This is a genomic window from Motiliproteus coralliicola (genome assembly GCF_003345655.1).
GTDB lineage: Bacteria > Pseudomonadota > Gammaproteobacteria > Pseudomonadales > Balneatricaceae > Motiliproteus > Motiliproteus coralliicola.
Genome location: NZ_QQOH01000004.1, coordinates 13,194 through 35,108, shown reverse-complemented (window position 1 = coordinate 35,108; position 21,915 = coordinate 13,194). Strand labels below are relative to the sequence as shown.

The following is a 21,915-nucleotide window of genomic DNA, read 5'->3' as shown; positions in this document are numbered from 1 at the left end:
GTCCGCTTAATTCGTTTCCATCGTTAAGCCAGATCGCTATCGATCTGCTCGCACAACCAGTGGCCGATAAAGATATGGGCTTCCTGAATACGGGCCGTCTCATCGCTGGGGACGGTTACCGAAATATCGGCCATTCCCGCCAATTTTCCACCGTCACGACCCAATAAGGTTGCTGATTTGATTCCCATGGCTTGGGCTTGTTCCACCGCTTTGATGATATTGCCGCTGTTGCCGGAGGTGCTGATGCCGATCACCAGATCACCGGGCTTGGCCAGCCCTTCGATTTGACGCGAGAACAGGGTTTCGAACTCATAATCGTTGCTGTGGGCGGTCATCAGCGAACTGTCGGTGGTCAATGCGATCGAGCCCAGCGGCCCCCGCTCCGCCTTATAGCGCACCATCAGCTCCGCCGCCAGATGCTGAGCATCGGCCGCGCTGCCGCCGTTACCCATCCACAACACCTTGCCGCCGCCGCGCAGACATTCGACTACGGCCTCGGCCAGCGCAACCACTTCGGGACCCAGAGACTGAACTCGCTCAAAGGTTTCCTGATGACGTTTGAGCGCACCTTCGAAACTTGAAATCACGCTAGGGACTCTCCGCAGACTGAAAAAAGGAGCCCAGTATACCAGAGCCCCCACAGGACTGTTAAAAACCTGAATTCCTTCTATGGGATATGCTTGACAGCGATAACTAAACCCGCTTAAATACGCGCCTCTTGCGCATCAGCGCCTATGCCCGGATAGCTCAGTTGGTAGAGCAGAGGATTGAAAATCCTCGTGTCGGTGGTTCGATTCCGCCTCCGGGCACCATCTCTTTCAAAGGCTTGCAACTAAACGCAGGCCTTTGTTGTTTCTGGCTTGTGCCAAGATTGTGCCGTCAACGTTCCCAGCCGCCTCCCGAAGATGCTCGCCCGCCATATGCGCGTAGCGTAAAACCATCTCGAACGACGACCAGCCACCCAATTCCATCAGTTCATGCAGACTGGTTCCGTTCTGTACGTGCCAAGATGTCGCAGGTCGTACCAGCGAAAGTCTGAGATCCCAGCCCGTTTCAGTGCGTTGTACCACGCTTTGGTGGTGGTTCGGTCTACCGGTTCGCCCTGGTAGGTGAAACAGTAGTCCGGGTGTTGCCCTTGCTGCTCAATGAGAACCGAACGGGCATCCTCGTTGAGCGGTACCGCAAAGGCTTTGCGTGACTTGGATTGGTCGGCATGTATCCAGGCCATTCCCGTATCCAAGTTCACTTGCTCTTTAAGTTATTTCATCCTTCATCAATTGAATTGAATAAGCTGAAATTTTAATTATTATCTAACAGCCTTTCGTTTAAAATTTTATTGGTAAAATTACTGCTTATAATTCTTTCTCCACAGCGAGAGTAGTGGTCTCTATCTCTGAACATAAAACAATCGTTTTCAAAAGCTATTGTTGGCTCATAGAATATCGTGTTATAAGCTTTGTACTGAAATTGTTCTTGATCAGTTAACAATGAATCAATATTGATTTCTAATTGCTCAAATAACAAAATAGACTCAGGGTTAACAGTATTTAATTCATTAGTGAAAAACTTTTTTTGTGGCTTCCAACGATACTCAAGGAAGGGGCCTACCCAGACTACATTAATTTCATATTTCGATGAAACTTCATTAAGGTAATTTTTCACCTTGATAATATTTCTATCTTCAAAGGAATCAAACTCGCCAATAAATGCCCGTTGACTATCTACTTTTCCAGAAGAGTCCTTTATAAAGTAAGATCCGCTTTGATGAAAAATAATTGATTTAATAATTGGCTTGTTCTTACTCAAGAATTCATCGAAATCGTCATAATGACAATTGGCTCTATTGTCATGAGGGCGGCAACCTCCTTGAGATATACCGATAACAAATGGATATGAATCGCTAAAGCTAACTATATTGAACAAATTCATAGCATGAGAGTCGCCAAGGATAACAATAGCTTGACCATGTTTTTCACTACAATTAAGTATATCGGGGGTATTTAAAAGATTAGAGTTTTTTGCCCATAACTTACACTGATCGGAAGCCATCTCATTGTCCATATCATAACTCATAGCGCTCAAAACCTTGCGAGCTTCTGTGACTTCTTCTGGAGAGTATTTATAGTTAAGCATTAGATCTTGATAACCGTCTGTTAAATGTCCACTCAATCCAATTGAACCGAACAGTAAGATGCTTCCGAGAGAGCTTGAAAAAATCATCCTGCGGCTAAATAAGCTATTGTTACGAAATGGTGTTTCAACATACTTCCAAGAGATGAAAGCTAACACTAGAGCTAATATAGCTAGAGAGATCATCAGTTGTGGCGATGGTGATTCTAAGGTTCTTATTCTTGCAAAAGCGAATAACGGTTGATGCCACAAGTAGGCGGAATAACTTATCAAACCAATGCCCACAAAAGCTTTGTTACTTAAAATGCGAGCAGCTAACGTATCTTTTTCAGCAAATAAAATAAGCATTACTACACCAGCGACTGGAGCAAGTGCATAAACGCTTGGTATTGGTGTTGATTTATCAAATGTAAGAATAGAGAGCACGATTATGGATAAACCAAGGAACGAAAGAGTATCGTTCTTTTTTACGCCTCTATTTTGCACAATAAATGCCGCTATAGAGCCAGCAAGCAGCTCCCATGCTCGTGTAGGAGCTAGGTAAAAGTTGGCAGACTCTTTATTACGCCAGGCCCATTCACTGAGTAGTAAACTGAGTATTGACATAAAAATAATCATCCAAAACACTTTATTTCTTCCAAATTTCCACGCCAAGAATAGAAAGATGGGAAACAACAGATAGTACTGCTCCTCAACTGCTAAGCTCCACGTATGGAGCAATGGCTTTTCCTCAGCAGTCGCTGCGAAGTATCCACTCTCACTCCAAAAAAGAAAGTTTGATAAAAATAAACTCACAGTGAAGAGACTTTCTGAAAAATCTTTCATTTGGACGGGGTGCATCCACATCCAAGCGAAGGGAATGCATACCAGCATTACTAAGAACAGTGCAGGCAATATTCTTCGGGCACGCCTTTCATAAAAGTCAATAATGCTGAACTGTTGATTTTTAATATCCTCGATAAGGATTAATGTAATCAAGTAACCACTGATGACAAAAAACACATCGACACCAACAAAACCTCCACTAAATAATTCAAAACCTGCGTGGAATAGTATTACTGGGATAACAGCAAGAGCTCGTAAGCCATCAATTTCAGAACGATAGGTCGGTTTGTAATGGTTCACTTGGTTCACTTGGTCCACATCGAAAAAACGAAGTCTACAGAAAACCTTCTTTGAAGGGCACTAGGGAATCAGCGAACAAGTTTCTCGACATGAAGAAATCTTCGCGCTGATGTGCCTAGGGCTACGTTTGGAGAACTAACTTTCCTTTCCAGACAGCAAGTTCACTTGAACCGACAAACCTCTGACTTGGCGTGTATATAGATCTAACACCACCCCGAGGTACAGCAAGCCCGCGTGAGTTCAAATATATATGAGGCAGCCGTTGCCAAACGTAATAAACGCAGTGATGGAGATCGAGCAATTGGCAGAGAACCTGGAAGGGATTATGCGTCTGTTACTCTTTGATGAAGGCGTACCTTACCCGGACCCTTTGACAAAGTACGAGGCGGCTTTGAACTCGACACAAACCTGCACGTCACTCAATACAGTCGCTGACTTTAGCCGACTTCTACGCAGAGATCGTATTGAAACATAAGTGTTAATTTCTCACTTCTGATCAACAGAAGCTGGCGCTACTGTTGCTCAGTAACTAATCTGGAGAATAAAGATTCGGCTAGGGAGAGCAATCGATCAGGGAATTCTGCAGACCGTCGGCCTGAGGACCGGCTGGACAGAGCCCCTTCCCAGCAGGGGCACAGGAGCGTTTAATGAGAGCGTTTTCGTTTGTAATCGTCACGTTGACCATTCTGTCATGGCCGGCTTTAACTGTCGCGGAGGACTCGGCTGGTACAGCTTACACATCGATAAAACTGCTGGGTGCTTATGCACAGGTCAAGGGTATTGAAGCAGCAGGGAGTCTCTCTGGCCCCATCTTCCCCTCTAACGATGAGAGCGATGGCAAGGATCTGGAAGACTTGATCGGGGGGATCACCGCTGCTGTTGGCTACGATTTCGGCCGCTACCGCCTCGAGCTTGAATATGGCTGGCGCTACCGGTTTGACCTCAATGGTAATGTTGGTAGAGCGGATCCGGGACCGGGGCGAACGGCAACCTTTCGTAGTGAAGTGGAATCCCAGACGCTGCTACTGAGTTTGTTGTGGGACTTTGAGACAGATTACAGCCTGCTGGGCTATCGCTTGCAGCCTTGGGCCGGTATCGGAGTCGGGGTGGTAAAAAATAAAACCGACACCAATCTGTTTAATTTCGGGATATCAAAGGAACGCGATACCAATACCGAAAAGAGTACCGCCTGGCTGCTGACCGCCGGAAGTACAGTCAAACTGAACGAACGCTGGAGCGCCGATATCGCCTACCGCTATATCGACTTGGGAGATGTACACATAGGCCCCCAATCTGGCGGAGCCGAAGTCAGTACCTCAGGAATGCGTTCCCATGATCTGACTTTCGGTTTGATATACCGGTTCTGATCGGGCAGTAGGTAATTTCGGATACAGTTAAAGTCCCGCCCATTCAGGCAATGCACAGGAGCGAAGCTAATATCTGTTTTGGCCAGTCATGGGGTCGCTGGTTAGGAATTCTTGTTGTGGGAATTCAGTACTAACAAAGCAATAGGGTTTTCGTTAGCGTTTGATATGAATATATTGTTTTTTCTAAAGCAACATTGAAAACTTCGTGCCGGTGGTTCGACTCCAGCTCTGGAAACCATCTCTTGCAATGGCTTGCAATCTAGAGCAGGCCTCAGTCGTTTCTAGACCCTTTCAAATCCAGGATTAGCCCGAGTCAGCTTTAATCCTCTAAGATTCTGCGCCTCGTTCGTACGCCGGTTCACCGGCGATGGCTTACATTAGTCGCACGAAGCTTGAAGCCGATCTGTAAGCTGCTTACGATGAGGCTAATTTTTTGATGAGGACAAGTTGATGGTCGATAAGCGGGAGATTCGTAAGGACCGGTACTTGAAGTTGATGACCAAGACCGGGATTCCGCTGGCGATCATCAGTGTACTGAGTCTGTGGGCCGGGCGTTACTTTGGTTCGCCGGGACTGGGGATGCTGTTCTTTATCACCTGTCCGTTGGCGATGGCGATCGGCCTGGCCTACAACATCCGTTACGTGATGCTGGCGGTGCGCAAGCAGCGTGAGGAGAAGGAAAAAGAGGAGCGGGGCCGCACCCGTTAAGCTATGAGCGAACTCCATCCGCTGCTCGAAATGCACTTTCCGACCCTGGCCGGCGTCGATGATGCCGAGGGTCGGGCGATTCTGTCTGAGGCGATGCTGCTGGAGGTACCCCCAGGGCAGTCGGTGTTCCGTGTTGGCGATCCTTGCCAAAATTTTCTGATGGTCGCCGCCGGCCAGGTCAAGGTGATCGGGCGCGGCAGCAGCGGACGTGAAATTCTACTGTACCGGATCGATCAGGGTGGCACCTGTGTGCTGACCACCGCCTGCCTGATGGGACACGATGCCTATCCGGCCGAAGGGATTACCGAGACGACGGTACAGGCGTTTGCGATTCCCCGGCAGCGATTCGAACAGGCGCTGGCCGGTTCGGAAGGCTTACGTCGGTTTGTGTTCGCTTCTTATGGCGAGCGGTTGAGCGACCTGATCCGGCTGGTTCAGCAGTTGGCTTTCGAACGGATCGACCTACGGCTGGCCCGGTATCTGATCGAAAACTGTCGTGAACGGATCGAGCTGCAGGTAACCCACCAGCAGTTGGCGATCGAACTGGGCTCGGCCCGCGAGGTGGTCAGTCGCCAGCTCAAGAGTTTCGAACGTCAGGGCTGGATCAGCCTGGGACGCGGAACGATCCGGGTCGAACACCTGGCCGGACTGGAAACCCTGCTCGATTGTCAGGGCTGAGCCGGCTTCTTCATCCGCCACTAATTCGCCCTTATGTGACCTAGTCACTGAACTCTCCATTAGGCTCGACTAAAGTAGCTCCATCTGCCGTACGGCACTCAAGCGACTTGATAAGGAGCCTTCCTATGAACGCGAATATTGGCACTGTCGATAAGATCCTGCGCATCGTTGCCGGATTGGTTCTGATCTCCCTGGTTTTCATCGGCCCGCAGACCCCTTGGGGCTGGGTTGGCCTGGTACCCTTGCTGACAGCACTGATCAATTTCTGTCCGGCGTACCGGATTTTCGGTATCAGCACCTGCCGCAAGTGTGACTCCTGATCCGATTCTAATCGGTACGGGCTAGGGTTCTGCTCGAGGCTTGCCTCGTCAGGCTTGACGTCCGGGGTCGGTGACCGACCTGTTTTTCGATGGTTTGGGCTGGAAGGGAGTCTGCCGCAGTCTTCCTGGCCAGATGTAAGGCGCCAAGGTCCTGAAATTTGGTTATGCCCCTTACGGCAGTGTTATTAACCCGACGCTGCCGTTTTTTTCTGTCTCCGCGGCTCCACTTCTATTTCTGCTTAAATGCTGCATTGTCGGCTTTCTATTTCCAGTTCAGTCAGTATTCATTGATCGCGCCCTAATCTGTGTTTAGAAACGCTAACAGGGGACAGAACGATGAACACTCATCTCAACAAAACCAAGCGTCCATTCAAGAGCATGCTGCTGGGGCTGGCGATCAGCGCTTTGATCGCCGCGCCGGTAATGGCCGAGGCCGGACACCGCGGTGATCACAAGTACCAGAAAGGAAAGGCTCGATACGACTATGCCAAAGTGGTGTCGGTCGAGCCGGTGACCCGGTCGGTGTCGCGCAAAGTCCCCTATCAGAGTTGTTGGCAGGAGGAGGTGGCCTACGAGGTGCCGACCCATGGCGGCTACCGCTCCCGCACCCCGGAGATCCTCGGTGGCATCGCGGGTGTCGCACTGGGGAGCAGCTTGGGCAGCAATCACCACAAGAGTAATCGCACCATCAAGGCGATCGCCGGTGGCCTGCTGGGAGCTTCCATCGGGCGCGATCTGGGGCGACAGCACCACCACCCGTCGAGCCGTACCGAGTACCGCACCGAGCAGCGTTGCGATACCCACTACGAGACTCACTGGGAGGAGCGGATAACCGGCTACGATGTCCGCTATCGTTATCGGGGAGAGACATACCATACTCGCATGGACTATGATCCGGGGAACAAAATTCGTGTCCAGGTACAGGTAAGGCCGGTGTTCTGATTGCAGGGCGTCGGCCGATGGAGGCTAACCCGGTTTGACCCAGAATAATCGATTGATTCGCAGTGTGGGTGTGTCGTTAATCACGGGGTTATTGATGTTGACGACGCCGGTGTTGCAGGCGGCCGAACCGATCGGTCGAGATCGGGCGGCGGAGATGGTTCAACAGCGCTACGGCGGCAAGGTGCTGGATCTTAAGCGGGTCGGCAGTGGTAACAAGATGGCCTATCGGGTCAAGCTGCTGCAGCCATCCGGGAGGGTTAAATTGATTCTGATCGACGCCACCAGCGGTAAGGCATTGCCCTTCAAAGGGCGCCAGTAAACCGCCAGCTTGGAAAGGATAACGAAAGGGGAGAACGATGCGCGTTCTGGTAGTTGAGGATGAACAGGCGCTGCGTGAGCAGTTGGGTGAGGCGCTGAAGTCGCGCAATTATGCGGTCGACCTGGCTCCCGATGGCGAAGAGGGGCTTTATCTCGCCCAGGAGTGGGAGTTCGATCTGGCCGTGATCGACCTGGGGTTGCCGGGGCTGAGCGGCCTGGAGCTGATCCGCCGTATCCGTGAGCAGGGTAGCCGCCTGCCGATCCTGATTCTGACCGCCCGCAGCGACTGGCAGGACAAGGTCGAAGGCCTGGAGGCCGGGGCCGACGATTACCTGACCAAACCCTTCCATATCGAAGAACTGCTGGCGCGGGTTAACGCGCTGTTGCGCCGTTCGGCCGGTCAGGCCAGCCCCAGCGTCAACTACGGTCCGATTCGGATCGATACGGCTGCCAAGCGGGTTTACCTGCAGGAGCAACCGCTGGAGTTGACCGCCTACGAGTACAACACTCTGGAATACCTGATTCACCAGGCCGGCAAGGTGGTGTCCAAGACCGAGCTGACCGAGCACCTGTACGATCAGGATTTTGATCGCGACAGCAACGTGATCGAGGTCTTTATCACCCGCTTGCGCAAGAAGCTTGATCCCAGCGGCGAGCTGAAACCGATCGCCACCGAGCGCGGTCGCGGTTATCGGTTTGTGTTGAGCGCCGACTGATCTGCCTGTGTTACGACTGCGGATCCCCTACTCCCTCAATGCCCGCCTTGGGCTGGCGTCCTGTCTACTGCTGCCGCTGATTATCGGCCTGACCGCGCTGATTCTGGATCAGGCCTACAGCCGCAGTCTGGAGCAGACGGTGCGCGAGCGGCTGGAGCTGCAGACCTACGTGCTGTTGGGCGCCGCCGAAGCCGGTGGCGGGGTGTTGTGGATGCCGCCAAGCCTGCAGGAACCGCGTTTCAGTCAACCCGGCTCCGGTCTGTTCGGGCTGGTCAGCGATGCCGACGGCGAGGTGCTGTGGCGCTCCGAGTCCAGTCTCGGGGCGGAGCTGCAACCGCTGCAATCCAAGCCCGAGCCGGGACAGGCGTTGTTCGGGGTCGATGATATGGGGTTGTTCTTCTACAGCTACCGGGTGTTGTGGGAAATCGAGTCCGGGCAGGTGACCGAATTTGTTTTCAGCACCCTAGAGCGACCGGATCGTTTTCGGGCCGCGCTACGCGAGTTTCGATTCCACCTGTGGAGTGGACTGGCGTTGTTGGGCTTGTTGCTGTTGGCGGCTCAGGCGCTGCTGATGCGCTGGGGATTACAGCCGTTGCAGCAGATGGCTCAGGACATCAAATCGATGGAGACCGGCGATCAGAACCAATTGGAGGGGCGCTACCCCCAGGAGGTTCAGCCGCTGACCCACAACCTCAACCTGCTACTGGAAACCGAACGCGGCCGACGCCAGCGTTACCGCAACACCCTGGCCGATCTGGCCCACAGTCTCAAAACGCCGCTGGCGGTGATGCGGAATGAAGTGGAGACGGATCGATCGGCGCCGACCAACACCGAGCTGCTGCAACAGCAGGTGGATCGAATGGAGCAGATCATCAATCACCAGCTCGGTCGGGCCGGTTCGGCATCGGCGCAAAAACTGTTGCAACGCACCCAGGTTCGCCCGGTAGCCGAGCGTATCGGTCTGGTGATGGCCAAGGTCTATCCGGATAACTACCGTAGTTTCGAGGTGATCGGCGAAGACGAGTCCTTTACCGGCGACGAGCGGGACCTGATGGAGATGCTCGGCAACCTGATCGACAACGGATTTAAGTATGGCGCTGGCCGGGTTCAGGTACGGATCGAGACTCAAGCGCAGCAGTTGTTGATTCGGATCGAGGACGACGGCCCGGGGGTGGCCGACGAGCTGGGTGAGCTGATCCTTCAGCGGGGCACCCGCGCCGATTCGATCGCACCTGGGCAGGGTATCGGCCTGTCTGTGTTGCGCGATATTCTCAGTAGCTACGGCGGCACCCTGACCCTGGGCCGCAGCGAAACCCTCGGCGGCGCCAGTTTCTGTCTGCAATTGCCCCGCTAGTCGGGGTGGTTTCGGTTTTGGTGACTCAGCCCAGATTCTTCTCAAACACCTTGGAATTACGCTGCAGGTTGTAGAGCGCCTGCTTGCCTTTGGGCAGCGTGCTCAGATCCGCCTCGACAAAGCCGCGCTCCTGAAACCAGTGGGCAGTGCGGGTGGTGAGCACAAATAGCCGCTCAATCCCCTGGGCACGGGCCTGCTGTTCGATCTGGCTCAGCATCCGGTCTCCCCGGTTGCCACCGCGATAGTCGTCGCTGACCGCCACGCAGGCCAGTTCGGCCGAGCCATCCTGGTAGGGGTAGAGCGCTGCGCAGCCGATGATGCTGTTGTCACGCTCGACCAGTACGAAGCGGTCGATCTCGGTCTCCAGCAGCTCGCGTGAGCGCCGTACCAGTACCCCGCGCTCCTCCAGCGGGCGGATCAGTTCCAGAATCCCGCCCACATCGTCGATTCCGGCCTGGCGTACCTGCTCGTAGCTCTCCTGCAGCACCATGGTGCCGGTGCCGTCGCGGGTGAACAGCTCCAGCAGCAGCGCCCCGTCCTGATGGTAGCTGATCAGGTGGCCACGATCGACCCCGCCGTGGCAGGCGGTGGTCACGGCGGTCAGCTGGCGGGCCAGTTGGCTGTGGGGCTGCTGCGAATCGGTCAGTCCGTCCAGGTATTGCTGCAGCAAACGTTCGGCGGCCTTGGTCAGCAGTTCGGAGTGCTGTTGGCCGCTGTCATGCACGATGCCATTATCCTCGCCGAAGCAGATCAGCTTGTCGGCTTTCAGTGCGATCGCCACTTGGGCGGCGACGTCCTCGATCGCCAGGTTGAACACTTCGCCGGTGGGGGAGTAGCCCAGGTTGGACAGCAGCACCATCGAGCCCTGATCGAGTAGATGATTGATCGAACTGCTATCGACCCGACGCACTTCGCCGGTGTGGCAGTAGTCGACGCCGTCGACCACTCCCAGGGGTTTGGCGGCGATAAAGTTACCACTGCACACCCGCAATTTGGCCCCGTGCATCGGCGAGTTGGGCAGCCCCATCGACAGTCGCGCTTCGATATCGGTTCGCAGCCCGCCGATCACCTCTTTGACGCACTCCAGGGTCGGCCCGTCGGTAATCCGCAGGTGTCGGTGCAGTTGGGACTTGATGCCCCGCTGGGCCAGTTGTGATTCGATCTGGGGGCGACCGCCGTGGACGATCACCAGCCGGAGGCCGAGGCTGTTGAGCAGCGCCAGGTCATTGGCAATGTTATTGAACTTGCCGTCGGTCAGGGCATCGCCGTCGAGCAGTAACACCAGGGTCTTGCCGCGATGACCATTGATGTACGGCGAGCAGTGACGGAAGAACTCGACGTAGTTAGCGTTGGTGTTGGATTTGGCGCTTGGGTTGGCGCTGGAGTTGGCGATAGAGGCGCTGACTTGGCTCACGCGCGGGGTTCCTCCTGAACGGCTGGCTGGGGTGACAGACAGCTATCGATTATCAGTTGTTGCAACAGCTCAACGGTGGGCTGGATCTGGTCGAAGGCCAAAAACTCATCCGGTTGATGGGCCTGATCGATCGAACCGGGCCCGAGCACAATGGTATCCATCCCCAGTTGTTGCATAAAGGGGGCTTCGGTGCCGAACGCGACGGTTTCTGCCGGTTTTCCGGTGAGTTTTTCGGCTAAGCGAACCAGCTCGGAATCCGGCTGATTGTTGAATGCGGGGATTCCGGAAAATAGCGATTCGGCCTCGAATTTGACCCCGAGATCGGCGGCGATCGGCGCCAAACGGTGCTTGATTTGATCTCTTATCGCCTCAAGCTCCATCCCCGGCAGTGGCCGTAGATCGAAATCCATCTCACAGTGGCCGCAGATCCGATTGGGATTATCGCCACCATGGATACAGCCGAGATTGAGGGTCGGGACCGCGACTTCGAAGGCGTCGTTCTGGTATTGCAGTTGCAGCTCCTGGCGGAATTGGAGCAACTCGGCGATCAGTCGGTGCATCGCTTCCATCGCATTGTTGCCCAATGCCGGATTAGAGGAGTGGCCGGCCCGACCGGTGAGTCGCACCCGCTCCATCATCATGCCCTTATGCAGGTAGACCGGCTTTAGCCCGGTCGGCTCGCCGATCACCGCCCGGCGGGCCTTGGGTTTACCGGCCAGGGCCAGGGCCCGGGCACCGGACATGCTGGTCTCCTCGTCGGCGGTCGCCAGGATGATCAATGGCTGCTGCAGGGGTTGGCCGACAAACTGCCGGGCTGCTTCGATCGCCAGGGCGAAAAAGCCCTTCATGTCACAACTGCCCAGGCCATAGAAACGCTGGTCATGCTCGGTCAGCTTGAACGGATCGTGGTTCCAGCGTCCGGCATCAAAGGGCACGGTGTCGGTGTGGCCCGACAGCACCAGGCCGCCGGAGCCGCTGCCGAGGGTGGCGATCAGGTTGGCCTTGCCGGGATGACCCTCGACCGGCAATACCTCGGTGTGAAAGCCCAACCCATCGAGCCAGCCTTCGAGCTTCTCGATTACCGCCAGGTTGCTGGTGTCGAGCTCGTCCAGGGTCGAGCTGATCGACGGCGTGGCGATCAACTGTTGCAGCATCTCGGTTAACGAGGGAACGGCGTTCATGGGGTGACCCGGCAATCAGTGGCTAATTCACTATTCTGCCGCCATCGGGGCGCAAAAATAAAGGTTCTTCAATGATAGGGGGGGGATTGGGCGTTACTGCGGCGGTTTGGCGAAGGATTTGAGGTACACCGCAATGGCGGCCCGGTCCGCTTCGCTCAGCTGTGAAGTGCTGTTGTCGACCACTTTTCCCATCGTACCGCTGAAGAAATCCCCGTTGAGCATCATCCCGGTTTCCAGCGCAAACTGGATATCCTCATCCAGCCACTGACCGAACTCGGGGTTACTGGCGGCGGTTAATCCCGGCACCGTCTCGCCGTCCGGGCCATCGGGAGTGCCTTCGAGCAGGTGATCGGAATCCAGCCCACCGAGCAGGGTACGCGGGCTGTGGCATTCGACGCAGTGGCCAGGACCATTGACGATATAGGCCCCCCGATTCCACTGCTCGCTACGGTTGGGGTCGGGGCTGAAGCGCTGGCCATCGAGGTAGAGCCACTTCCACAGCGCCAACAGGCTGCGGTAGCGAAACGGAAAGTTGAGCTGGTGCGCTTTTGACGGCACGGCGCTGGCGGGCTGGCTGTCGAGGTAGGCCTTCAGGTCGTGCAGTTCGGCGTCGCTCATCAGGCTGTAGGCGGTATAGGGAAAAGCGGGGTAATAGTGCTCATCCTCGGGGCTGATCCCCCGACGCATGGCGCGGATAAAGTCTGCGTTGCTCCAGGCGCCGATACCCTGCTGCGGATCGGCACTGATATTGGGGGTGTAGAAGGTGCCGAACGGGGTGGGCATCGCCAACCCGCCGGCCAGAGGCTCACCGCCATTGTCGGAGTCGGTATGACAGGAGGCGCAGCCACCGAGGGCGAACAGGTAGGCACCGCGCTGGATGGCGGATGGGTCAGCCTGGGCTGTCGGCACCAGCAGTAGTGCCAACAGTAGAATGAAGCCGGAGCGTCGGATCATTTTTTCGGTTTACGGAAGTCGGTATGGCAGCCTTTGCAGCTCTTGCCCAGCAGCACGAACTGCTTGCGAAGGGCTTTGAAGTCCGCCTCTTGAGCGGCAAGATCGGCCAATCGCTGCGCTTCGCCACGGCTGGTTTCGGCCTGCTGCTCGAACTTGGGCCACTGTTGCCAGATCTTCGGCAGCGCCTCGGATTTTCCGGTGGCCGAACCTTCCGGGAACATCATCAGCAGATGCTGGTTATGTTCCAGAATCGTGGCCGAGCCTCGACTGAAGGTCTCCAACTCGAACGGCTGCTTACCTTTGACGATCGCCGACATCGCTTTCATGGCATCGCCCATCGCTTTCATCGAATCCATCCGCTCTTTGACGACACCAGTGGCGCCCTGATGGGCTTGAGCCGTGATTGAACTGATCAGCAGCAGGCCGGCTAGGGTGTTAAGCAGAGTGGTGTGGCGTCGAGACATCGGGGAGTCCTTTAAATCAATAACGGGTGGGTTTTGGGATGAAGGTAGAACGATTGATTCGCCGCTGCAATCAAAAGCTGCAACCCATCGCTGCAACAAATAGCCGCAACCAATAAAAACGGCGGAGAGCTTATGCTGTCCGCCGTAACTGGATCTATGGTTACCTGGATGGCTAAGTCTTAGGCGAAGATCCCCTTCAGGGTGAAGAAGATCAGGATCGCCAGACCGGCACCAGCCGGCAGGGTCACGATCCAGGACATGAAGATGGTGCCGACAACGCGCAGGTTCAGGGCCGATAGACCACGGGCGATACCAACACCCAGTACCGCACCCACCAGGGTGTGGGTGGTGGAGATCGGCAGACCGGTACCGGAGGCGATAACCACGGTGGTGGCCGCCGCCAGAGTCGCTGCGAAGCCGCGGCTCGGGGTCAGTTCGGTGATGTTGTTACCAACGGTAGCGATAACCTTGTGGCCGTACATGATCAGGCCGAGAACGATACCGCCGCCGCCGAGCAGCAGAATCCAGGACGGCATGACGCTCTTCTGGGCGATCTCACCACCGGCACCGACGATGCTGACAACCGCGGCCAGCGGGCCGACGGCGTTGGCTACATCGTTGGAACCGTGGGCGAAAGCCATCGCACAGGCGGTAAACATCATCAGTACACCGAATACCTTCTCCACGCTGGTGAAGTGGTATTCACGGTTCTCTTCTTCGGATTGAGTGATATTGCGCTGCAGATGCTTGGCCAGGAAGAACACCACCATGCCGGCAACGACAGAATACAGCGCCGCTTCACCGAAGCTGACGCCCAGGCCGATATGCTTGAGACCCTTGGTGAAGGTCACCATCGCGATGATGTAACCCACCAGGAAACTGTACATGGGCACGTATTTCTTGGCGTTGGCGAACGGATCCGCCGTGTCCATTATCAATTTCTGCACCGATCGGAACAGCAGATAACCCAGGCTACCCGCCAACACAGGCGAGACGACCCAGCTGGCGACGATCTTACCGACCTTACCCCAGGCTACCGCATCCACCGAGATACCCACGGCAGCGAAGCCGACCACGGCACCGACAATGGAATGGGTGGTGGAGACCGGCCAACCGAAGTGGGTCGCGATCAGCAGCCAGATACCGGCGGCCAGCAGTGCGGCGATCATGCCGAATACCAGCAGCTCCGGCGTGCCACTGAGCATGCTCGGATCGATGATCCCTTTACGGATCGTCTTGGTGACTTCGCCACCGGCCAGGTAGGCACCGGCGAATTCGAAAATGATGGCGATCATAATCGCCTGCTTGATGGTCAGCGCCTTGGAGCCGACCGAGGTACCCATAGCGTTGGCCACGTCGTTGGCACCAACGCCCCAGGCCATAAAGAAACCAACCACACAGGCAAGGATGACGAGTACGTCACCGTACTGGCTAATAATTTCCATGATCTTTCCTCGGAAGTGTTCTAGCGGGCCAGCAATAGCTGGAAGCGACTACCTACCTGCTCGGCCCGGTCGGCCAGTTCACCGACCCAGTCGATGACCTTGTACAGGAACATAACGTCGATAGGAGGAAGATCCTTTTCCAGTTCGAACAGTTGATGACGCAGCTGTCGTTCACGCTCATCGGTGGCGGTTTCCAGCTCGTCCAGGCGAGTGATGATCTTCTCCACCACGTCGGCCTCGCGACCACGGAAGCCGGTGGCGACCAGCTCGTCCAGTTCGTTCAGTGCCTGAACCGCCTGTTCACAGACGGCGATGGAGCCCTTCAGGTACTCCATCATCAGATCGGCCATGCTGGCCGGAATCTGCATTTGGCGGCCCAGCATGATGCCGGCAATGTCCTTGGCCTTATTGGCGATCTGGTCCTGCATCCGTAGCAGTTCCAAAAGATCGGAACGCGGCACCGGCATAAACAAGCTCTTGGGCAGGTGCTGACGCAGGTCCTGCTTGAGCGTGTCGGCTTCGTGTTCAAGATCACTGATGCGCTGCTGGGCTTTCTCGGCCTGGTTCCAATCTTGGTTCAACACTGCGTCGAAGAAGGGGATCAGCTCAACAGCACAGCTATGGGCCTTCTCGATATGGGTCTGCAGCGGTTTAACCGGAGATTGGGCAAACATGTTTAGAAAGGAACTGTTTGCAACCATAGTGAACCACCTCTAGGGTTAGAAAATTTGGCGCAAGTATAAGGTCGGCTGTCATCGTTTTGTAGCTTTTTTACTCAAATAAATTCAGCCAACTTTCACGCAATTGTCATCAAAATGTCACAATTAATATTGATCAGCCGCTAACCGGTTTTTGTTGCCAGCATGGAGGCCAATCATGCCCAGTGAGATCGAGCTCAAACTCATTGTTCCGGTGGACTTACAGCAAGCGTTCGCGCAGCTACCTCTGTTACAACAGTATAGTGATAGCGTGCGCCAGGATTCGTTGCTCAACTGCTACTTCGATACCCCCGATCAGCAGCTGAATCGACACCGGGTGGCACTTCGGATCCGCCGTATCGGCGAGCGTTTTATCCAAACCCTGAAAACCCGTGGCAGCAGCCAGGCAGGACTGCACCAGCGGCAGGAATGGGAGTGGGATGTGGCCGGCGAGCAGTTGGAACTGGATAAACTACCGGCTGAGGCACTGCCCCAGGATATCCCGCTGCAACAGCTGGGTGCCGCATTCAATACCGACTTTCAACGCACCAGTTGGCAGCTGAGTTATCCCTACCAGGGTCAAACTACCAAGATCGAGCTGGTGCTGGACCAGGGCCAGGTCATCGCTGCCGGTCGGCATGACCCGATCAGCGAGATCGAGTTGGAGCTCAAGCAGGGTGAAACCGGTGCGCTGTTCGAGCTGGCGGAACAATTGGCGGATCAGGTACCGCTGCGTGTCAGCCGGATCAGCAAAGCCGAAAAAGGTTACCGCTTGCATAGCCCGGACCGGGCTCGTCCGGTACCGCCGTTACCGGAATCCTCCACGGTGGATGGGGATCCATTGGTGGTCGGGCAGTTGATAGAGCGACTCCAGGCGCTGCTGGAACTGTTTGAATTCAATGCCGATGCGCAGTTGTTACCCCAGGCCCAGCAATGTCTGCAAGGACTGCACCGACAGCTGGCCGAACCCCAGCCGCCACTGGGTCAATTACTGTTGGAGCAGGGCAAACGGCTACACAGTCTGCTTGAGGTGCCGTACGATTGGGACAATTGCCAGCAGTGGCTCCACAGCCGTGATCTGGGCGTTTGCCTGTTGCGGCTGAGCCGTTGGCTGTTTGAACAATCCCAGGCCTGACCGATTTTCTCGTTCGGCCCGACCGGTATACCAGCCTTCGGCGGGCCTTACCCGCCATCCGGCACGATCAAAGGATGAACCATGCCCCTGACTATGCCTCCGTCAATTCCCGCCTCCTGCTACGACCTGCTGCCCGCCTCGCTCGCCTCAGAGCTGCAGACCAACTGGCAGCGCTATCAGGATCAGGCGGACAGCGATCAGTTTGAACAACTGCAGGAGTTGCCGGAAGCCTTCTGGCAGCAGCTGAGTCGGTGTTGGAGTGGCAGCCTGTTTGTGGTGGAACAGTGCCTGAATCGTCCCGAGCTGTTGCCGGATCTGCTGCCCGATCTGGAGCGCAGCTATGACGAAGGGGAGTACGCTCGACGACTGGAGCAGATCCTCGCGAGTGCCGAAACCGAGAACGAGCTGCATCGCTGCCTGCGCCAGTTCCGTCACCGGGAAATGAGCCGGATCATCTGGCGTGATCTGAATCGACTGGCCGAGATGGAGCAGACCACCGCCGACCTGAGTGCGCTGGCCGATGCTTGTATCGATCAGGCGCTGAACTGGCTTTACCGTTGGGCCTGTGACAAGTGGGGCACGCCCCATTCCCGAGCCCGTGAAGGCCAGCCGGCCCAGCCCCAGCAGATGGTGGTGATCGGGATGGGTAAACTGGGGGCTGGCGAGCTGAACCTGTCCTCGGATATCGATCTGATCTTCGCGTTCCCGGAGATGGGTGAGACCGAAGGCGCCCGTCGCTGCCTCGATAACGCCAGCTTCTTTAATAAGCTGGGTCAGAAACTGATCCAGGCGCTAGATCAGCAGACCGCCGACGGCTTTGTATTCCGGGTCGATATGCGCCTGCGCCCCTACGGCCAGAGCGGCATCCTGGTGCCGAACTTCGCCGCCATGGAGGAGTACTACCAGGATCAGGGCCGCGATTGGGAGCGTTACGCGATGATCAAGGCGCGGGTGGTGGCCGGTGATCAACAGGCTGGCGCCCAGCTGATGGCTGATCTACGCCCGTTCGTGTACCGCAAGTACCTCGATTACAGCGCGTTCGAATCGCTGCGCGAGATGAAGGCGATGATCAACCGCGAGGTGCGCCGCAAGCAGTTGCACGGCAACGTCAAACTGGGACCGGGCGGAATTCGCGAGGTCGAGTTCGTGGCCCAGGCGTTCCAGCTGATCCGCGGTGGTCGCGACTCTCGACTGCAACAGAGGGAGCTGAAAACCATTCTGAGCCTGCTGCCGGACGCGGTGGGAATGCCAGAGCAGGCGGCGGACGAGCTGTATCAGGCCTACCGGATGCTGCGAAACGCCGAGCATGCGATCCAGGCGGTCCAGGATCGCCAGACCCAGGAACTGCCCACCGAAGAACTGGAACAGATCCGCATCGCCTTCAGTATGGGCTTTGAACGCTGGGAAGATTTTATCGCCGAGCTGGAGCAGCAACGGGCCAAGGTGCGTCATCACTTCGCCGAGGTGATCGCGCCGGTGGATGACAGCGACGATGACGAGTCCAACGACGATAGCTGGGCCTTGTTGTGGAAGGGGGAGCTGGACGAAACCAGTGCGGTGGCGGAGTTTAGCGCCCAAGGCTTTGAACAGCCGGAACAGGCCCAGAAACTACTCGATAACCTGCGTAGCAACCGTAAGGTGCTGGCGCTGCAGTCGATCGGCAGGGAGCGGCTCGATCGGGTGATGCCGTTATTATTGCAAGCCGTCGCGGGCCAGCCGCAGCCGACCCAGACCCTGGAGCGGACCCTGCAGTTGATCGACTCGGTGCTGCGCCGCAGCGCCTATCTGGTGCTGCTGTGGGAAAATCCCGGCGCGTTGGCCCAGCTGGTTAAGCTGTGCTCGGCCAGCCCCTGGTTTGCCGAACAGCTGGCCAAACAGCCGATTCTGTTGGACGAGCTGATCGACGTCACCAGTCTCTACGCCCCACCGAATAAAGAGCAGCTGCAGCAGGAGCTGCGTCAGCAGTTGCTGCGGATTCCGGAAGAGGATGTCGAGCAGCTGATGGAAGCGCTGCGCTACTTCAAGCATGCCCATGTGCTGCGGGTGGCGGCGGCCGAGATCAGCGGTGCGCTGCCGTTGATGAAGGTCAGCGACTACCTGACCTACATCGCCGAAGTGGTGCTCGAAGGCGCGCTCGATATCGCCTGGCGAATCCTGACCGACAAGCACGGCCTGCCGCAGCAGTCAGCGGGGGTACCTTGCGAGCGTGACTTTATCGTGGTCGGCTACGGCAAGGTCGGCGGCCTGGAGCTAAGTTACGGTTCCGACCTGGATCTGGTGTTTATCCACGACGGCGCCCTGAACCAGCACACCGACGGCAACAAACCGATCGATAATCAGGTGTTTTTCACCCGTCTGGGGCAGAAGATCATCCATATCCTGAACACCTTCACCACCTCCGGCCAGCTCTACGAGGTGGACATGCGACTGCGCCCATCCGGCAACTCCGGGATGTTGGTCAGTTCGCTGAAAGCGTTCCGTGACTACCAGCTCAGCGAAGCCTGGACCTGGGAGCATCAGGCCCTGGTGCGGGCTCGAGTGGTGGCGGGCAGCCCGACGTTGCAACAGCGCTTCGAGGCGGTTCGGGCCGAAGTCCTGTCCCGGCAACGCGAGTTGCCAAAGCTGAGAACCGAAGTGATCGATATGCGCCGCAAGATGCGTGAACACCTGGGCAGCAGCCAGTCCGATGATACCGACAGCGCCGTATTCCACCTCAAACAGGACAGCGGTGGCATCGTCGATATCGAGTTTATGGTGCAGTACCTGGCCTTGGCCTATTCCGAGCAGCAACCGGCACTGATCGAGTACACCGACAACATCCGTATTCTGGAAGCCGCCGAGCGGCTGGAACGACTCAGCGTCGAGGATGCCGAGCTGCTACGCGAAGCCTACAAAACCTACCGATCCGTGGGCCACAGCCGGGCGCTGCAGGAGCAGTCCAGTCTGGTGGATGATCAACAGCTGGGTGAGTTACGGGCCAAAGTGGCAGGAATTTGGAAGCAGCTGATGGATGCGTGAGTTGTGTCGCGCTTTTGAATCCATACAGGACCAGAAGGGTGTTGGTCCTGGTTTTTTGAGTGAATGGCGTAATACTTAATTACACCGGTGAGCATTGGGCTGTCAGATGGATCAGACATTTTTTACGTTTCAAAATACTATAATTAGATAAATCACGTAATAAATTTTGAATTTATGATGAAAGAATTTATACAGTTATTGCCAAAAGCAGAATTACACTTGCATATCGAAGGTTCGCTAGAGCCTGAGCTTATGTTTAAGCTTGCTGAGAGGAACAGGGTTGAAATACCTTATGGAACAGTAGCTGATGTAAAAGAAGCATATAAATTTACAAATTTACAAAGCTTTTTAGATATTTATTATGCAGGAGCTTCTGTACTAATAAATAAAGATGACTTCTATGACTTAACATACGAGTATATTTTGAAGTGTGTGGAAGATAATGTAATCCACACGGAAATATTCTTTGATCCTCAAACCCATACACACAGAGGTGTCGCGTTTGATGTTGTTATATCGGGCATCAAAGAAGCTTTAGATGATGCTAAAGAAAAGTTTGGAATTACTTCAAACATCATTATGTGTTTTTTAAGGCATTTATCTCAAGAAGATGCTTTTAAAACATTAGAACAATCTCTGCCATACAAAGATATCATTATTGGTGTTGGACTTGATTCATCAGAGCTTGGAAACCCACCAAAGAAATTTGAAGACGTCTACAACAAGGCAAGAGAAGAGGGCTTTAGGCTAGTCGCCCATGCTGGTGAGGAGGGTGATGTTTCATATATCGAAACTGCGCTTGATTTACTTAATATTGAAAGAATTGATCATGGTGTTCAAGCCATCCATAGTCAATCTTTAATGCAGCGACTAAAAGATGAACAAATTCCTTTAACAGTATGTCCAAACTCAAATATTGAGCTAAAAGTATTTGAAACATACAAAGATCATAATATTAAATATTTGTTAGATTATGGTTTGAATGTAACAGTAAACTCTGATGATCCTGCCTATTTTAAAGGCTATATGAATAAGAATTTCTTAAACTTATACGAACATCTAGATCTTTCGAAAGATGACATTGTAACCTTGGTGAAGAATTCATTTAGATCATCTTTCATTAGTGACGAGTTAAAAGAGTCGTATATTCAACGAGTCGATGACTATATAGAGAGCCGCTAACTTATTTAAAGGTAACGTTTTTGAAAATTAAGATGAGATCGCTGGCCTTATCGCGATCTGCTCGAGTCGTTATAGCGCTCAATATAACTCATCACTTCACTCAGGCATCGCACTTCTAAATCCGGCTCTGGTCCTTCCGGCCAGGGTTTGCCGGAAAAATTGACCCACAGGGTGTGCAGCCCGCAATCTTGAGCACCGCGAATATCATGATCGGGGTGATCGCCGATATGCAGTACTTCATCGGCTTTGACGCCCGCTCGCTCCAGCATTTGTTTGAACATCAGTGGATCGGGCTTGGCCTTGCCGACTTGGTCGGCGTTGAGGCCAAATTCGAAGAACTCACCCAGACCGACCTTTTCTACATCGGCGTTACCGTTACTGAGCGCGACCAAGCGATAGTTGGCGCTCAGATCGATCAGCATCTGTTGGGCGTGCTGGAACAGTTCGACCTGATTGCGGGCGGCGAGGAAGACATCAAAGGCGGCTTCGGTCAGTTGCTCGGCGGTTGCGCGGTCGTAGCCGCTATCCAGCAACCCTTTGTTCAGTACGGCCAGGCGAATGGCGGTGACGCTGTGGGCGATCTCGGGTTGCTCGGTGACCACGATCCGGCGCAGGTGGTCGAAATCTTCCAGCTGATAGTTCGCGGTAAAGGCAGGGGCGTTGGTTTCGAGCCAGCGGTACAGGGTCAGGTTGGCCTGCACGATCACCGGGTCGACCGCCCAGAGGGTGTCATCCAGGTCGAAGCTGATCAGTTTGATGGTCATCT

21 protein-coding genes and 1 tRNA gene are annotated in these 21,915 nt (G+C 55.1%); 12 read left to right on the top strand and 10 right to left on the bottom strand.

What is annotated here, in order from left to right; genetic code table 11:
* Positions 1 to 23 precede the first annotated feature (23 nt).
* The gene (locus tag DV711_RS14075; RefSeq protein ID WP_243633836.1) at positions 24 to 587 is read right to left on the bottom strand and encodes a D-sedoheptulose-7-phosphate isomerase; all 564 of its coding nucleotides are present in this window, start codon (positions 585 to 587) and stop codon (positions 24 to 26) included.
* A gap of 149 nt (positions 588 to 736) precedes the next feature.
* On the opposite strand from DV711_RS14075, the gene DV711_RS14070 reads away from it, so the two are divergent.
* A tRNA-Phe gene (locus DV711_RS14070) sits at positions 737 to 812 on the top strand.
* 158 nt (positions 813 to 970) lie between these two features.
* On the opposite strand, the gene DV711_RS19570 is transcribed toward DV711_RS14070, so the two are convergent.
* On the bottom strand, positions 971 to 1,246 hold the full coding sequence (locus DV711_RS19570; RefSeq protein WP_279386519.1) for a tyrosine-type recombinase/integrase: 276 nt from the start codon (positions 1,244 to 1,246) through the stop codon (positions 971 to 973).
* Between the two features lie 53 nt (positions 1,247 to 1,299).
* Positions 1,300 to 3,255, bottom strand: coding sequence for an acyltransferase family protein (locus DV711_RS14060; protein ID WP_114696782.1), 1,956 nt, complete (start codon positions 3,253 to 3,255; stop codon positions 1,300 to 1,302).
* Between the two features lie 647 nt (positions 3,256 to 3,902).
* On the opposite strand from DV711_RS14060, the gene DV711_RS14050 reads away from it, so the two are divergent.
* The 8 genes from DV711_RS14050 (at position 3,903) to DV711_RS14015 (ending at position 9,658) form a co-directional block, all read left to right on the top strand.
* Entirely contained in the window at positions 3,903 to 4,622 is a 720-nt protein-coding gene (locus tag DV711_RS14050) for an outer membrane protein (RefSeq protein WP_114696360.1), read from the top strand.
* A gap of 450 nt (positions 4,623 to 5,072) precedes the next feature.
* Positions 5,073 to 5,330, top strand: a complete 258-nt coding sequence (locus DV711_RS14045) for a hypothetical protein (protein ID WP_114696359.1) — start codon at positions 5,073 to 5,075, stop codon at positions 5,328 to 5,330.
* A gap of 3 nt (positions 5,331 to 5,333) precedes the next feature.
* Positions 5,334 to 6,008 (top strand): Crp/Fnr family transcriptional regulator, encoded by a 675-nt coding sequence (locus tag DV711_RS14040; RefSeq protein WP_114696358.1) that lies wholly within the window; start codon positions 5,334 to 5,336, stop codon positions 6,006 to 6,008.
* A 125-nt stretch (positions 6,009 to 6,133) separates the two neighbouring features.
* Positions 6,134 to 6,328, top strand: coding sequence for a YgaP family membrane protein (locus DV711_RS14035; protein ID WP_114696357.1), 195 nt, complete (start codon positions 6,134 to 6,136; stop codon positions 6,326 to 6,328).
* Between the two features lie 336 nt (positions 6,329 to 6,664).
* The gene (locus DV711_RS14030) at positions 6,665 to 7,270 is read left to right on the top strand and encodes a glycine zipper 2TM domain-containing protein (protein ID WP_114696356.1); all 606 of its coding nucleotides are present in this window, start codon (positions 6,665 to 6,667) and stop codon (positions 7,268 to 7,270) included.
* Between the two features lie 34 nt (positions 7,271 to 7,304).
* On the top strand, positions 7,305 to 7,589 hold the full coding sequence (locus DV711_RS14025; RefSeq protein WP_114696355.1) for a PepSY domain-containing protein: 285 nt from the start codon (positions 7,305 to 7,307) through the stop codon (positions 7,587 to 7,589).
* A 37-nt stretch (positions 7,590 to 7,626) separates the two neighbouring features.
* Positions 7,627 to 8,304 (top strand): response regulator transcription factor, encoded by a 678-nt coding sequence (locus DV711_RS14020; RefSeq protein WP_114696354.1) that lies wholly within the window; start codon positions 7,627 to 7,629, stop codon positions 8,302 to 8,304.
* Between the two features lie 7 nt (positions 8,305 to 8,311).
* Complete coding sequence (locus DV711_RS14015) at positions 8,312 to 9,658, top strand: ATP-binding protein (RefSeq protein ID WP_114696353.1); 1,347 nt, start codon at positions 8,312 to 8,314, stop codon at positions 9,656 to 9,658.
* Between the two features lie 25 nt (positions 9,659 to 9,683).
* Here the strand turns inward: DV711_RS14015 and argA are convergent, their stop codons facing one another.
* From argA to DV711_RS13985, 6 genes are all read right to left on the bottom strand, one after another.
* Positions 9,684 to 11,072: an amino-acid N-acetyltransferase gene (gene argA, locus DV711_RS14010; RefSeq protein WP_243633835.1), complete on the bottom strand. Its 1,389-nt coding sequence runs from the start codon at positions 11,070 to 11,072 to the stop codon at positions 9,684 to 9,686.
* On the bottom strand, positions 11,069 to 12,253 hold the full coding sequence (argE, locus tag DV711_RS14005; RefSeq protein WP_114696352.1) for an acetylornithine deacetylase: 1,185 nt from the start codon (positions 12,251 to 12,253) through the stop codon (positions 11,069 to 11,071). Before argE ends, argA begins: the two co-directional genes overlap by 4 nt.
* Before the next feature lie 93 nt (positions 12,254 to 12,346).
* Positions 12,347 to 13,207 (bottom strand): cytochrome c, encoded by an 861-nt coding sequence (locus DV711_RS14000; RefSeq protein ID WP_114696351.1) that lies wholly within the window; start codon positions 13,205 to 13,207, stop codon positions 12,347 to 12,349.
* Positions 13,204 to 13,671 carry a c-type cytochrome gene (locus tag DV711_RS13995; protein ID WP_114696350.1) on the bottom strand — a complete coding sequence of 156 codons (468 nt, stop codon included), beginning with the start codon at positions 13,669 to 13,671 and terminating at the stop codon, positions 13,204 to 13,206. The genes DV711_RS14000 and DV711_RS13995 overlap by 4 nt, the downstream gene beginning before the upstream one ends.
* A gap of 179 nt (positions 13,672 to 13,850) precedes the next feature.
* Entirely contained in the window at positions 13,851 to 15,116 is a 1,266-nt protein-coding gene (locus DV711_RS13990; protein WP_114696349.1) for an inorganic phosphate transporter, read from the bottom strand.
* 20 nt (positions 15,117 to 15,136) lie between these two features.
* Positions 15,137 to 15,817 carry a TIGR00153 family protein gene (locus DV711_RS13985; protein ID WP_114696348.1) on the bottom strand — a complete coding sequence of 227 codons (681 nt, stop codon included), beginning with the start codon at positions 15,815 to 15,817 and terminating at the stop codon, positions 15,137 to 15,139.
* Between the two features lie 175 nt (positions 15,818 to 15,992).
* On the opposite strand from DV711_RS13985, the gene DV711_RS13980 reads away from it, so the two are divergent.
* From DV711_RS13980 to DV711_RS13970, 3 genes are all read left to right on the top strand, one after another.
* Positions 15,993 to 16,949: a CYTH domain-containing protein gene (locus DV711_RS13980; protein WP_114696347.1), complete on the top strand. Its 957-nt coding sequence runs from the start codon at positions 15,993 to 15,995 to the stop codon at positions 16,947 to 16,949.
* An 81-nt stretch (positions 16,950 to 17,030) separates the two neighbouring features.
* Complete coding sequence (gene glnE, locus DV711_RS13975; RefSeq protein ID WP_243633834.1) at positions 17,031 to 19,967, top strand: bifunctional [glutamate--ammonia ligase]-adenylyl-L-tyrosine phosphorylase/[glutamate--ammonia-ligase] adenylyltransferase; 2,937 nt, start codon at positions 17,031 to 17,033, stop codon at positions 19,965 to 19,967.
* A gap of 177 nt (positions 19,968 to 20,144) precedes the next feature.
* The gene (locus tag DV711_RS13970; protein WP_114696345.1) at positions 20,145 to 21,149 is read left to right on the top strand and encodes an adenosine deaminase; all 1,005 of its coding nucleotides are present in this window, start codon (positions 20,145 to 20,147) and stop codon (positions 21,147 to 21,149) included.
* A 47-nt stretch (positions 21,150 to 21,196) separates the two neighbouring features.
* Here DV711_RS13970 and DV711_RS13965 read toward each other — a convergent pair whose 3' ends face one another.
* The gene (locus DV711_RS13965) at positions 21,197 to 21,913 is read right to left on the bottom strand and encodes an HAD family hydrolase (RefSeq protein ID WP_114696344.1); all 717 of its coding nucleotides are present in this window, start codon (positions 21,911 to 21,913) and stop codon (positions 21,197 to 21,199) included.
* Between the last annotated feature and the right edge of the window lie 2 nt (positions 21,914 to 21,915).